This window comes from Mesorhizobium sp. P3_B5 (assembly GCF_056402815.1).
Genome location: NZ_JBFUGR010000013.1, coordinates 1 through 12758 on the forward strand (window position 1 = coordinate 1; position 12758 = coordinate 12758).

Genomic DNA, 12758 nt, shown 5'->3' on the forward strand with positions numbered 1-12758 from the left:
GATCAGCGAGATCAGCGACGTCCGCTCCGAGATCGCTTTCGCCACCTCGACCGGAACCACCTCGATCTCGGCGCCGATGGCGCCGGCGGCCTCATACTGCTTCACCGCCTCGAAGATCTGCATAGCGGTATCGGCGGTCTTGCCGACCGCCTTGAAGCCGCCCGTCCAGGTCGCACGGGAAGGAATGAGGCCGACATGGCCGATTACCGGTATGGCGTCATCGGTCAGCCGCTTGACGGTGGCAAAGCCGGCGCTGCAATAGACCGCGTCGGCACTCGCCTTGTAGACCCGGAACGCCCAGCGGATGAAATCGTCAGCGGTGCCGATCTCATAGAAATTTTCGCCCGGCATGGTGAACAGGCTTGGCGCCGCATCGCGGTACTCAGGATTGAGCACCAGCTCCGGCGGCACCGAGACGATGTCGACACCTGCCCGCTCGGCCGCCTCGGCCTCGTCCATCGTCATCACGCGCAGCATGGTTAGCTGGCGCTTGCCCTTCATGGCGCGCAAATCCGCCACAGTCGGTCTTTTCCGGCTCATCGATTTTGCTTCCTCGTGTTGCGGCTACGGCAGGCCGGTCAGCTGATGTCGATCATCACTTTGCCAGCCTCGACCTTGACTGCATAGGTCCTGAGATTGACGCAGACAGGCGCGCCCTTGGCGGCGCCTGTCTTGTAGTTGAAGCGGCCGTTGTGCTTGGGGCATTCGATGATGTCGTCCATGACCAGCCCGTCGGCAAGATGCGTGTTCTCATGCGTGCAAAATCCGTCGGTGGCAAAGAATTCATCATCGGGCGAGCGATAGATCGCAAAGCTGCGGCCGCCATGGTCGAAGCGGATGACATCCTCTTCGTCGACAGCGTCGACGCTGCACGCTTCAACCCACACGGCCATCTTTTTCCTCCCTGCATTTGGCGCCGCAGTCGCCCGGCGAAAACCTATTCCGCCGCCGCCGACATGTTCAAGTCGTGGAACTCCCCACGATAGGGTCGCGCCGTCGCCGGCAGTTCGCGTCTGAGGAAATAGTCCTCGTATTTGAGCTGCTTGAGCATCACCGGCCAGACCTCGCGATAGGCATGCCACATCGACGGGTTGGGCTCCGGCAGATCATGCTTGATCAGCTCATGCAGCTTTGGCAGCGCATGATAGGGCACCATCGGGAACATGTGATGCTCCACATGGTAGTTCATGTTCCAGTAGATGAACCGGCTGATCGGGTTCATGTAGACGGTGCGGGTGTTGAGCCGGTGGTCGACGACATTGTCGGCGAGACCGATATGCTGCAGCAGGCCGGTCAGCACCATGTGCCAGCTGCCGTAGAGGCGCGGCAGGCCGATGATCATCAACGGCAGGAACGACCACATATAGAGCGCCAGCGCGATGGTCGCGACGTAGATGGCGACGTGCCAGCGTGCGGCCGTGATGACCTTCGGCTGCTCCATCTCGGGGATGTAGCTCTTCTCGTCGGGCGAGATGTTGCCGAAGGCGTTGCGCACCAGGGTCGGCAGCGAATAGCGGAAATCGAGAATGCCGGTGAAGGCAAGTGCGGCGCGCAGCAGGTCCGGCGGGCGCATCACCGCGATCTCGGCGTCGCGGCCGACGATGATCGTGTCGGTGTGGTGGCGGGCATGACTCCAGCGCCAGGTCACCGGATTGCGCACCACCATGAAGCTGGCGATCTGATAGATCACATCGTTCATCCAGCGCGTCCTGAACGCGGTGCCATGGCCGCATTCGTGCCAGCGCGAGTCGCTGGAAGAGCCGTAGAGCAAGCCATAGACGAAGAAGAACGGCACGCACCACCATGTGCCCCAGAACCAGATTCCGCCGGCGGCGGACCCTAGTATGGCTGATATCCAGATGATGGTGTCGCGGATCGCCGGGCCGTCCGAGCGCTGCATCAGCTCCTTCATCGCCTTGCGCGAGACATCGGTGTGATACCATTCGGCCGAGGCCAGACCGGTCTCGATCGCCCGCCGTGTGCTTTCGCCGACCAGGCTATAATCGCGCTTGTTCTCCGTCACATCGACCTCCGATTTCCGGCCCGCCAGCCGACGTTTTGCAACCCGGTCATGCCCGGCCCGCCAATTTTGGGAAATTGCCCGACGGCCTCGGGTATTCCTCGCGCGGCTGCTGCGCGATGCCAGCGATCCGGCGCTCGGCAGCGATGATCTCATCAGTGCCGTCGAGCACGCGAAACACCGCATCGTAGGAGCGGCTTTCGCCATGCTCCAGCCAGATCATCTCGCCGCGTTCGCGCGCCGCCAGATTGCCGAGCACATGATGCGTCGAGGGTTCGATGCCCAGTGCATACTGGCCGGCCTGGAAATTCTGCCATTGATAGACGCACGGCAACTGGTCCTTGCGCGTCACCACTTCGAAGCCGAGGCCGAGCCGGTCGTTGACCACCGCCACCGGCACCTCGCCGGCGGCATTGGCCGCCATTTCATGCTGCCAGACCTGCTCGCTGAACCCCAGCTGCGGCGCCGGCATCGTGCGGTAGCCGACTTTCTGCGCCTCGTAGCGCTCGCCGGCATGTCCGGCCCAGACGACATCCTTGATCGGCGCCAGATAGCGCGACCCCTCGTCGAGCAAGGGATGGCTGACATTGATGTGATAGAAATACATATGCGGCGTGCGGTTGAAGCCGTGATTGACGACGCGGTCTGAAAGCCGGATCTCGTTGCCGCCGACATCGGCCTCGATGCGGCGCAACAGGTGGAGATCCTCGCCGAACACCGTCGACTGCTGGACGATCGCCTCGGCCCACAGCACGCAACGGTCGCCGTCCCAGGCCTCGCCATAGCCGGTCAGCCGCGCCGGGATGGTGCCGATGCGGCCATGCAGCGAATGGACCACGCTCTTCTTGCCGGGGTAGTTGTAGGTGTCGGCCGGCACTTCATCGCGGCCGAGAATATGGTCGAGACCGCAGGTCAAAAGCAGACCGGAAAACGAACGCGCCCAGGCAAGGCCTTGCTCGCCTTCATAGTCGTGCAGGCCGGGATGGCGGAAGCCGCTCGGCGAATGCCAGCCGACCGCCTGGCCCCTGAAGTCGCAGTCGGCGATATCGAGCGCCCGGTCGACCAGCGCGGTGAAGCGCAGGCCGGAGCCGGTGCGGAATTCGAGCATGCGGATGCCGCGCTCGACGCCGTCGCCGAGCGTCATCAGCCGCACGCCGGCAAATTGCGAAAGCATGCCCGAACGTTCGCTGACCTGTCGGCGCGAAAGTGTCTTGCCGTAAAGCTCTACCATCTGCCGGCCGCTTCTCTCACTTCCCTGTAGCGATGCGCCGCCGCAAAGCGGCGACGCAAGGTGTGTTGGTGTCAAAGGCCGTTGGCGCGGAACTTGTCGTCGAGGAATTTCTTCGCCCTCGGCACATCGTCTTCCGACAGATGCTCGATGATGACAGGAATGTTCGGGTTCTTCTGCGCCAGGCGCTGCAGATAGAGATCGTAGTTGAGCGAACCGGTGCCCGGTGCGTTCAGCACCATCTCGCCGACGCCGCGGAACGTATGCGAGGCGAGCGCGTCATCATCGCCGATATCGGCGTGCTTCTCGCTTTTGTCGTCGCCGGCGCGCGCGACATCCTTGGCGTGCGCAATCTTGACCTTGTCGGCCAGCGTGTCGAACACCTGGTTCAGCACCTTGTCCATCTGGTCGATGTTGTGGCTTTCGAAATAGTTGGTCGGGTCCATCAGCAGGCCGAGACCGGGATGGTCGACCTGCGCGAACATGCGCACCGTTTCCTCGACCGAGCCGACTACATTGTTGACGTAGGTTTCGAGCAGGAACATCGAGCCGTGATCGTAGGCCTCCTGCGCCAGCTCGGCGATCACCTTGCGGCACATCTCGAAGCCCTCTTCGGACTTGTTCTTGGGATCGCTCATCCACTCGCTCTCGGTGTTGTAGGTGCCGGTCTCCGAGATCACGTAAGCACTGCCGAGCTGGCGGGCGTTGCGGATGATTTCCTTCAGCCGATCCACATTCGCCTTGCGGTGCGCGAGGTCGGGATGAATGACATTGGTGTAGCCCGAGATGCAGCAGATCGGCAGGTCGTAGCCACGAAACGTATCGCGCACCTTCTTGGCCTTGTCCTTGGTGATCTGGCCGGCCGACAGGTCGATATCCTTGAAGTGAAGGTCGAGCTGCACGGTGTTGAAGCCGTGGCCGCGAATCTTCTTCGCCGTCTCTTCGAGTCCGTAGGGGAAGTACCCCGTAAAAATCCCGGATTGCATCATGGTGTGAAGTCCTCCCTGTAAGCGATTCGGTTGATTCAGTTTGTCGAGATTTCGGAAAGCTTGACCGTGCGACCCTTGTCGATCGAGCGGTAGCCGGCTTCGACCAGCGCCATGGTCTTGACGTTGTCGGCGACCGACAGCGCCGGCGGCGTGCCGGTCTTCACCGCGTGCTGCAGCTGTTCCATCACGCCGATAAAGGCGTGCGGGAACCACATCGTGTCCCAGTTGGGCGTCACCCATTTGCCGTTTGTGGTCTCGGTCGAGGCGTAGGTCAGCGTCGAGGCGGAGCCTGTGGGCCAGCCGATCGTGCCCTTGGCGACGCCCTTGATGCCGTCGACGCGCCAGTTGATGTGCTGGTCGTCCTTGTAGCCGTCCTGGCGCGGACCGGACCAGACATCCTCGAGCGACACGGCGAGCACGCCGGAGGGAAAGCGCAGCGTCGATACCGTGATGCCGTCGGAATGGTCGAATTTTGTGCGCGGGTCCTTGCGGGTCAGCGTCGTGATCTCGTCGGGATCGCCGAACAGAAAACGCAAAACGTCGAGATGGTGCACGCTCATATTGGCGAGCGTCAGCCGGTCATAGTCCTCGAGAAAAGTCTGCCAGTGCGGGATGGCGTGCATGTCGATCTGCGCGAAGACGATGTCGCCCAGCGCGCCGCTGTTCATGATCTGCTTCAGGACGCGCATCGACTGGTCGTAGCGCATGTTCTGGTTGACCGAGAGGATCTTGCCGGCCTTGGCCGCCGCATCGCGCAACTCGATCGCATCCTCGAGCGAAAGCGCCAGCGGCTTCTGCGCCAGGATCGCCTTGATGTGCTTCTGCTTCAGCGCATGGCGGATCAGCGCCGGCTGCTGGTCCGGCGGAAAGGCAAGGTCGATGATCTCGACGTTTTGATCCTCGATCAGCTGTTCAGGCGTGTCGTGGACGGTCGGGATGCTCCATCGTTTTGCGACCTTTTCGGCGCTGGCTTTGGTGCGCGAGGCAATCGCCACCACGGGAAAACCCGCTTCGTGATAGGCAGCCAGATGGCATTCGGCCATGATCATGCCGGCGCCGACGCAGCCGATCCTGTATTCCTTCGTGCGGACCTTCACGTCCGGCTCAAAGCCCTTGTTTGCCATCTGGTCCTCCCGAAATCCTTCTCTGAGCGTCGCCGTCATCGTGCCAGCGCTCCCCCGCTCTGTCCGAAATAATGCACGCGGGCCGGCTCGCAGGATATCGCCACCATCGCGTCCGGCCTGATGTCGGGCTGGCCGCGCAGCAATGCCCGCAGCCGCGCCTGCCCGGCGGCCAGCGTCACCACCGTATAGCCGCCGAGCGGCTCGACCTCGAACACCCGCGCCGGACGGCTTGACGTCCCATCCACCCATGGCCCGACCTTGATGTCTTCCGGCCTGAGCCCGATCTCGACGGCATCGCTGGGAGCCTTTGCATCCGCAACGCGGATCGTGCCTTCCGCCGCCTCGACGCCGCCGGCGCCGCGCACCGATTTCAGGATATTCATCATCGGCGAACCGAGCAGCCGCGCCACATAGGTGCTGGCCGGCCGGTCGTAGATCTCGGACGGCGCGCCGATCTGCCGGATCTTTCCATTCTCCAGGATGGCGATGCGGTCGGCGACCGACATCGCCTCTTCCTGGTCGTGCGTGACATAGATCAGCGTCTTGCCGAGTTCGCGCTGGATGCGCTTCAACTCGACGCGCGTCTCCTCGCGCAGCCGGGCGTCGAGCGCCGAGATCGGATCATCCATCAGATAGGCATTTGGGTCGCGCACGAGCGCACGTGCGATCGCCACACGCTGCCGCTCGCCGCCCGAAAGCTGCGCCGGCGGCTTGTGCAGGATATGGCCGATATGCAGTTTCGCCGCGACGTCGGCGACGCGCTTTTTGATCTGCAGCTCGGCGACCCCGCGTTCCACCAGCGGGAAGCGCACATTGTCGAGCGCGCTCATATGCGGAAACAGCGCCAGGTTCTGGAACACCATGGCGACGTTGCGCTCAGCCGGCGACACCGCATTGACCGGCTTGCCGCCGATCAGGATCTCGCCCACATCCGGCGTTTCGAGGCCGAGCACCAGCCGCAGGATCGTCGACTTGCCGGATAGCGGCGGACCAAAAAAACAAAAAAACTCGTTGTCGTTGACCGTGAACGAGGCGTCGTCGACGGCCAGCGTTTTGCCGTAGCGCTTGGTCACATTGCGGAAGACGATGTCGGCCATGGTTTCAGTCCGCTTTCATGGCGACGCCAGTGGCAGCGTCGAAGATGCGCACCGAATGAGCGGCCGGCGCGAGGGTGGCGGTCTGCCCGATCGCCAGGCCGACATCATTGTCGAACACCGCCTTCACCGCGCTCTCACCCTCGCCGAGATGAACGATGGTGCGCGCGCCGATCCGCTCGACGAACGTCACCGGCATCGACAGGCCCGGGCCGTGCTGCACCAGTGTCACCTGCTCCGGGCGAAAGCCGTAAAACACTTCGCCGCGCGCACGGCGCACGGAAGCGGCGATATCGTCGGGCAGCGGTGGCGTCGCGCCAAGCGGGCCGAGGTCGACGACCAGGCCGCGATCGCTTTCCGCCAGCCAGCCCTTGAGCAGGTTCATGCCGGGCGCGCCGATGAAGCGTGCGACGAACAGATTGGCCGGATTGTTGTAGACTTCGAGCGGCGTGCCGACCTGCTGCAGCACGCCATGGTCCATGACGGCGATGCGGTCGGCCATGGTCATGGCTTCGAGCTGGTCGTGGGTGACATAAACCATGGTCTGCTTGAACTGCCGCTGCAGCTGCTTCAGCTCGGTGCGCATGACAGCCCGGAAGGCGGCGTCGACATTGGACAGCGGCTCGTCGAGCAGGAAGATCGCCGGCTCCATGATCGCCGAGCGGCCGATCGCCACGCGCTGCAAGATGTTGACCGACAGCCGGTCGGCCTTGCGGTCGAGCAGCGGCGTCAGCTGCAGCATCTCGGCAATGGCGCCGACGCGGCGGTCGATTTCCGCACGCGCCGCGCCGCGCATCTTCGGTCCATAGCCAAGGTTCTGGCGAACCGTCATATGGGTGAAGATGGCATAATTCTGGAACACGAAGCCGACGCCGCGCCGCCCCATCGGCACGCCGGCCATGTCGCGCTCACCAAACAGGATCTTGCCCCCGGTCGGTTCTTCCATGCCGGCGATCATGTTCATCGTCGTCGACTTGCCGCAGCCTGAGGGGCCGAGTAGCGCCATGAACTCGCCGTCGGTGATGGCGAGGTCCATCGTCTTCAGCGCGGTGAAGTCGCCGAATTTCTTGACCAGGTTCTGCAGATGGATGGTGCTCATGCCGGTATCTCCGATGTGCGCGCCATGCGCTTCATGGCAAACACCGCGGCGATCGACAGCACGATCAATATGGCCAGTGCGATCGCCGCGACATAGCCCCAGATCAGGTCCTGCGTGGTGAGCTTGTAGATGTAGACGGAGATGGTTTCGGTGGCGACGCCGGGACCGCCGCCGGTCATGATGTAGAGCGTGTCGAATATCTTGAAGTTCTCGATCACCCGGATCGCCATCGCGATGATGATGATCGTCTTCATCTTAGGCAGCACGATGGTGACGAAGCGCTGCCACGGATTGGCGCCAAGCAGCGTCGCAGCCTTGATCTGGTCCTCGGGCACGCCGACCAGGCCGGCCAGCAGGATGAGGAACATCAGCGGCGTCCACTGCCAGATGTCGGCGACCATGACGGCAAACAGCGCCAGCGTCGGATCCGACAGCCAGGCAATGGTGACGGGCGAACCGGTGAGTGACGACAGGATGTCGTTCACCGGGCCGCCCGACTGGAACAGCATGAAGAACATGTAGCCGGCCACCGCCGGCACCACCATCATCGGCATCAGCAGGATCGAATAGAAGATGCGCTTGCCCGGAAACTCGTCGGCGAACAGCGTCGCCAGTGCCAAGCCGAGCAGGAATTCGACCGGCACGCAGACGATCATGACGATGGCCGTGCGCTTCAGCGCGCTCCAGAAGCGCGCATCGGCGGCAAGGTCGGTGTAGTTGGCAAAACTGTTCCACATCGACCAGGCGCTCCACCAGCCGAGGCCGGACAATGGCGACCAGTCGGTCAGGCTGATGTAGAGCTGCATCAGGAGCGGAAAGACGGCGATGAACAGCACAAGGATCTGCGCCGGCAGAGTCAGCCGAAAGCCGAGCTTTGCGCCATCGTCCCGCTGGGCCGGCTTTATCAGGACGGCGTCCATGTCGTCCTCCGAAATCGTTGCAGTTACCGCGCTCATTGCTTGAGCGCCCCGAAGGTCAGGCCGCGCACCAGATGGCGCTGGATGGCGATGCCCATGATCACCGGCGGCACGGCGGCGATCAGGCCAAGCGCTGCCTTGGCGCCGTAGAGCTGCCCGGTCATCGAGGACGACAGCGAGGCCATGTAGACGGGGATCGTCACCCATTCGCGCGTCGTCAACAGCAGCGCGATCAGATAGTCCGACCAGTTGAGGATGAAGACGAAGAGCGCGGCGCTGGCCAGCGGCGCGCGCATCATCGGCAGCGTGATGCGGGTGAAGACGCGCCACCGCGAACAACCCTCGACCAGTGCGGCTTCCTCGATTTCGCGCGGCATGTCGTCAAAGAAGGTCTTCATCAGCCAGAAGGCGAAAGGCAGCGTGACGATGCCGTAGATCAGCGACAGGCCCCACCAGCTGTCGGTGAAGTTGAGAAAGGCCCACATGATCATGACAGGCGTCATCACCGCCATCGGCGGAAACAGCCTGAGCTGGATCAGCGCCAGCGGCAGGTTCTGGCCCGAGCCGAAGCGCGACAGCCCGTAGGCCGCGGCAGTGCCGGCCGACATGGCGATGGCCGTTCCAAACGTGGCCGACAGCAGCGACGACAGGATCGGTTTCAGCGCGTTGCGATCGAGCGCCACGATCAGATTGTTGGTGGACTCGCCGAAGACGAAGCGGAAATTGCTCAGCGTCGGGTTTTTTGGCCACCATGTCAGCTCGGCGCCGGTCGCCGACCATTCGGCGATCGGCTTGAACGCCATCGACACCATCCACAGGATCGGGATCAACGTCACCGCCATCGCCGCGGCAATCGCGGCATAGCGGAATATCTCGAAGGGAACGGAACGCTTCATCTGGCTGCTTTGCTGGTGGCGTCGTTTGCGGAGGGAGGAGCGACTAGCCCCTCCCCTCCATCGTGATCCCAGGAGGAGGATCAGCTGATCGGATCGAGAACCGTCGGCCAGGCCTCCTTGTTGGTCTTGATGGCTTCAAGTAGCTTGTCCTCGCCGATGCGGCGGGCGATCTTCTTCCACTCGCTCTCGGTGTCGGCCATTGCCTGCTCTGCTGTCTTGGCCTTGGTCAGCGATGCCATCAGGTTTTCGTCCAGCGCATTGTGGAAGGCGGTGGCGCCGGGATAGTTGATGGTCGGCACGGTGCGGGCGACCGTCTCGCGCACCACATCCATGTGGTAGGCGTGATAGGTCTGGCGAACCAGCGGATCGGAGAAGTCCGACAGCCGGAACGGATCGAAGTAGCCGCCCGGATTGGCCGTCATCCAGGCGTAGATGCGCGCGGAGCCCAGCCATTGCAGCAGGAGATACGCCACCTCCTGGTTCTTCGACTGCGATGAGACCATGCCGGTCAGCGAGAACCAGAGCACGGAACGGCTGATCAGCTTGCCGCCGATCTCGCGACCGGGCGGCAGCATGGAGCCGATCTTGCCGGTAACCTTGGAATCCTTGTTGCCGGCATTGTCGAGGAATTTCGGCAGGTTGGAGAAGGCGCAGGTCATGGCCGCCCCGCCCTTGGCGAAATTGCCGTACTGCTCCGGCCAGCCCCACGAGATCGCATCGGGCGAATGATGCGCCAGCGAGGCGATGTATTCGTTGGTGGCGGCGATGCCCTGCTCGGAATTGATCAAGGGCTTGCCGTCTTCGCCGAACAGGAACTGGTTGGGCGATGCCATAGAGACATAGCGCTGGTACCAGTTGGTATAGCCCCAGCCCTGGTTGCGCAGGTCTGTCGAGCCGAACAGGCCCTTGTCCGGACGCTGGAAGAACGCCGCGATGTCGCCGTGCTGTTTCCAGGTCTTCGGCGGCGCCAGGTCGTAGCCGTATTTGTCCTTGAACGCCTTCTTCTCGGCTTCGTCGCCGAACAGATCGGTGCGGTAGACCCAGGTCTGGAAATCGCCATCCAGCGACACGCCATAGGTCGAGCCGCGATATTTGTTGAGCAGCGACACGCCCTTGGCGCCGTCGACATAGCCGGTCTTGGGGTCGTCCCACTCCGGCTTGTACTGGGCGACGAAGTCGTCGAGCTTGGCGATGCCGCCGGTCTCGGCGAGATCACCGAGGCGGTTCCATTCCGTAGAGTAGATGTCGTAGGCCCCACCCTTGGTGGAGATGTCCTGCATCGTCTTGGTGAATTCCTGGCCGTTCGGCAGGCCGACGATTTCGATCGGAATTCCGGTTTCCTTTTCCCACAGATCCTTGATCGATGGCGCGCCGGCCGGGAACGGCTGCGTCAGCTGGCCGATCGAGCCATCCGACAGGCCGAGCACGATCTTGGCCGGCGCCTTGCCGGCGCCCTTGAGCGCCTTGGCCGCCTCGATGGCGCGGCCTTCAGGGGTGTCGGCGCCATATTGATAGCGCTCGGCGCCATCGAAGCCGGTCGGGCCACCGATCATGCCCGGCGCCAGCGCGTCGGCCGCAAAGCCGCGGCCGGGACGAATGAACTGCGGTGCGATACCTGCCGCGGCCACGAAGACGGCCGCCTTTCCACCGGACGCCAGCAAACGGCGCCGCGACATGCGGATCAAATCAGACATTGAAAACTCCTCCCTCAAGGCCTTGTTCCTCCATGGCCTCGATGATTGATATTGACGGCACTATGCAAAGGCTGTCAACATCATAAATAATCAAAAAACATCATAACATCGCAGAAGGGAGAGAATATGCCTTACACCGACCGCCATCCACCGCTCCCGATGCCTGTATTTGATGGGAAAATGCAGTGCGCCCCAAATTTGCGGCGGGGCCGCTTGATTTGGTTTAGCGCGATGGCTTGCGCATCGGCCAAGGCCGGTTACATCATTTCCCATCAGAATCGCCGACGGGGATGAACCGTCAATGCTATCCGGTTGCGTGATTTTGATGCTCTAGATGAGGTGATCGACAGTGCGGTCCACGCTGACAGACATAGCCCGGGAAGCCGGTGTTTCCCCGGCCACGGTCGACCGTGTGCTCAACAACCGTGCCGGTGTTCGGGCGCGCACCCGCGAAGTCGTGCTCGAAACCGCACAGCGGCTTGGCTACATCGCGGAGAATTCGAACAGCCCGGTGCCGCGTAGCGTCTTTTCCGGCGACGTCATCCGGCTCGACTTCGCGCTGCCCGCCGGCACCAACTCCTTCATCAAGATGCTGCATCGCCACATCGAGGCGCAGGCGCAGGCGCGGCCCGATCTCGACGTCCATGTCTCCACCATCGAAGGCTTCAATCCGGACCGGCTCGCCCGCCTGCTGCAGGACCTGCGCGGCCAGACGCAAGGTGTCGGCGTCATCGCGCTCGATCATCCGACGGTGCGCGAGGCGATCCGCTCTTTGTCGGCCAACGACATCAAGGTCGTCACCATCGCCTCAGACATCCAGCATGTGCCCAGGGTCGCCTATATAGGCATCGACAACCGCGCCGCCGGCCGGCTGGCCGGCTATCTGCTCAACCGCTTCATGGGATCAGGGCGTCCGGGCAAGGTGGCGTTGTTCGCCGGCTCGCTGTCCTATCGCGGCCATGAGGAACGCGAGATGGGTTTCCGCCACATACTGACGGAAGAATCGCCGAACCTGCAGATCGTCGAAATGCGCGAAATGCTCGACGACCGCGAGAAAGCCTATTCGGAGGCGTCGGCCCTTTTGGAGCGGCACCCGGATCTCGCCGCGATCTACAATGTCGGCGCCGGCAACACCGGCATTGCTCGTGCGCTGAAGGAGCGTGGCCGCGAACATTCGACCGTCTTTCTCGGCCATGAAGTGACGGACGGCACCAAGGACCTTTTGCTCGACGGCACGCTCGACGCGGTCATAGACCAGAACCCGCGCGTCGAAGCGCGCGAGGCGCTCAATACGCTGACCCATGCGGTGAAAGGCCTGCCCTACGAACTGCACCAGCCCCGGCTGCAGGTGATCTTCCGGGAAAACATCCCGGAGATTTGAGTTTTGGGCGACTCGACCGATCCCACCTGCGATCAGCACCGTGCTTTCCGGCGACCGGCGCAACACGGCTTCCTTCAGCGTCCGGCCAGCCCATCCTACAAAATAGGTGCTGTTGTTGCCGCAAAGATTCGGTTGGAAATCTGACCCTTGAACGTCTGGCGTTGGCAGTATGCGGGATCCCCGCATCGGTAATTTTTTCGGCCTCCGATTGGTGTTGGCGCTTGCCAGGCGACAGACGGTGACGCGGCGAGCGCGGGTCGAGTCGACAGGCAGCGATAACAGTCCCGCCATGCAATCAGGCGACCGGAAGGGATGA

The 12758-nt window shown here is 62.7% G+C and carries 12 protein-coding genes; 1 reads left to right on the plus strand and 11 read right to left on the minus strand.

The window, feature by feature from the left end; translation table 11 throughout:
- The 11 genes from AC1DVW_RS24785 to AC1DVW_RS24835 all read right to left on the minus strand — a co-directional run.
- On the minus strand, positions 1–540 hold a 540-nt coding region (locus AC1DVW_RS24785; protein ID WP_477326612.1), incomplete at its 3' end, for a 3-methyl-2-oxobutanoate hydroxymethyltransferase.
- A 38-nt stretch (positions 541–578) separates the two neighbouring features.
- The gene (locus AC1DVW_RS24790; protein WP_477326614.1) at positions 579–893 is read right to left on the minus strand and encodes a MocE family 2Fe-2S type ferredoxin; all 315 of its coding nucleotides are present in this window, start codon (positions 891–893) and stop codon (positions 579–581) included.
- A gap of 44 nt (positions 894–937) precedes the next feature.
- Positions 938–2023, minus strand: coding sequence for a fatty acid desaturase family protein (locus tag AC1DVW_RS24795; RefSeq protein ID WP_477326616.1), 1086 nt, complete (start codon positions 2021–2023; stop codon positions 938–940).
- Between the two features lie 46 nt (positions 2024–2069).
- Complete coding sequence (locus AC1DVW_RS24800) at positions 2070–3251, minus strand: aldose 1-epimerase family protein (protein ID WP_477326618.1); 1182 nt, start codon at positions 3249–3251, stop codon at positions 2070–2072.
- A 71-nt stretch (positions 3252–3322) separates the two neighbouring features.
- The gene (locus tag AC1DVW_RS24805; RefSeq protein WP_477244080.1) at positions 3323–4237 is read right to left on the minus strand and encodes a sugar phosphate isomerase/epimerase family protein; all 915 of its coding nucleotides are present in this window, start codon (positions 4235–4237) and stop codon (positions 3323–3325) included.
- 35 nt (positions 4238–4272) lie between these two features.
- Positions 4273–5361 carry a Gfo/Idh/MocA family protein gene (locus tag AC1DVW_RS24810; RefSeq protein ID WP_477326620.1) on the minus strand — a complete coding sequence of 363 codons (1089 nt, stop codon included), beginning with the start codon at positions 5359–5361 and terminating at the stop codon, positions 4273–4275.
- Between the two features lie 35 nt (positions 5362–5396).
- Entirely contained in the window at positions 5397–6458 is a 1062-nt protein-coding gene (locus AC1DVW_RS24815) for an ABC transporter ATP-binding protein (protein ID WP_477244076.1), read from the minus strand.
- 4 nt (positions 6459–6462) lie between these two features.
- Positions 6463–7554 (minus strand): ABC transporter ATP-binding protein, encoded by a 1092-nt coding sequence (locus AC1DVW_RS24820; protein WP_477326622.1) that lies wholly within the window; start codon positions 7552–7554, stop codon positions 6463–6465.
- Complete coding sequence (locus AC1DVW_RS24825) at positions 7551–8510, minus strand: carbohydrate ABC transporter permease (RefSeq protein WP_477326624.1); 960 nt, start codon at positions 8508–8510, stop codon at positions 7551–7553. Before AC1DVW_RS24825 ends, AC1DVW_RS24820 begins: the two co-directional genes overlap by 4 nt.
- Positions 8507–9367 (minus strand): carbohydrate ABC transporter permease, encoded by an 861-nt coding sequence (locus AC1DVW_RS24830; RefSeq protein ID WP_477326626.1) that lies wholly within the window; start codon positions 9365–9367, stop codon positions 8507–8509. The genes AC1DVW_RS24825 and AC1DVW_RS24830 overlap by 4 nt, the downstream gene beginning before the upstream one ends.
- Positions 9368–9447: 80 nt before the next feature.
- Entirely contained in the window at positions 9448–11061 is a 1614-nt protein-coding gene (locus tag AC1DVW_RS24835; RefSeq protein ID WP_477326628.1) for an extracellular solute-binding protein, read from the minus strand.
- Positions 11062–11410: 349 nt separating this feature from the next.
- Here AC1DVW_RS24835 and AC1DVW_RS24840 point away from each other — a divergent pair, with 349 nt between their 5' ends.
- Positions 11411–12442, plus strand: a complete 1032-nt coding sequence (locus tag AC1DVW_RS24840; protein WP_477244066.1) for a LacI family DNA-binding transcriptional regulator — start codon at positions 11411–11413, stop codon at positions 12440–12442.
- The last annotated feature ends 316 nt before the right edge of the window (positions 12443–12758 follow it).